The 1,204-nt window shown below is 57.0% G+C and carries 1 rRNA gene (running past one end of the window); it reads left to right on the plus strand.

Features of this window, described 5'->3' with window-relative positions:
• Positions 1-1,183, plus strand: a 23S ribosomal RNA gene (locus tag ACZ4Z3_RS40145); its annotated part reaches 1,280 nt to the left of the window's first position; the annotation flags it as partial.
• Between the last annotated feature and the right edge of the window lie 21 nt (positions 1,184-1,204).

The raw sequence follows: 1,204 nt of genomic DNA on the forward strand, positions 1-1,204 counted from the left end.
CTTCGCGCTCTGAGCTGGGGGTGGCCGCAGAGACCAGCGAGAAGCGACTGTTTACTAAAAACACAGGTCCGTGCGAAGCCGTAAGGCGATGTATACGGACTGACGCCTGCCCGGTGCTGGAACGTTAAGGGGACCGGTTAGCTCACTTTCGGGTGGGCGAAGCTGAGAACTTAAGCGCCAGTAAACGGCGGTGGTAACTATAACCATCCTAAGGTAGCGAAATTCCTTGTCGGGTAAGTTCCGACCTGCACGAATGGCGTAACGACTTCTCGACTGTCTCAACCATAGGCCCGGTGAAATTGCACTACGAGTAAAGATGCTCGTTTCGCGCAGCAGGACGGAAAGACCCCGGGACCTTTACTACAGTTTGATATTGGTGTTCGGTTCGGCTTGTGTAGGATAGCTGGGAGACTGTGAAGCTTGGACGCCAGTTCAGGTGGAGTCGTCGTTGAAATACCAGTCTGGTCGTGCTGGATGTCTAACCCGGGTCCGTGATCCGGATCGGGGACAGTGTCTGATGGGTAGTTTAACTGGGGCGGTTGCCTCCTAAAGGGTAACGGAGGCGCCCAAAGGTTCCCTCAGCCTGGTTGGCAATCAGGTGGTGAGTGTAAGTGCACAAGGGAGCTTGACTGTGAGACCGACGGGTCGAGCAGGGACGAAAGTCGGGACTAGTGATCCGGCGGTGGCTTGTGGAAGCGCCGTCGCTCAACGGATAAAAGGTACCCCGGGGATAACAGGCTGATCTTCCCCAAGAGTCCATATCGACGGGATGGTTTGGCACCTCGATGTCGGCTCGTCGCATCCTGGGGCTGGAGTCGGTCCCAAGGGTTGGGCTGTTCGCCCATTAAAGCGGTACGCGAGCTGGGTTTAGAACGTCGTGAGACAGTTCGGTCCCTATCCGCTGTGCGCGTAGGAGTCTTGAGAAGGGCTGTCCCTAGTACGAGAGGACCGGGACGGACGAACCTCTGGTGTGCCAGTTGTTCTGCCAAGGGCATGGCTGGTTGGCTACGTTCGGGAGGGATAACCGCTGAAAGCATCTAAGCGGGAAGCCTGCTTCGAGATGAGGACTCCCACCCACTTGATGGGGTAAGGCTCCCAGTAGACGACTGGGTTGATAGGCCGGATCTGGAAGCACGGTAACGTGTGGAGGTGACCGGTACTAATAGGCCGAGGGCTTGTCCTCAGTTGCTCGCGTCCACTGTGT

The sequence above is a fragment of the Streptomyces sp. NPDC030296 genome (assembly GCF_055572815.1).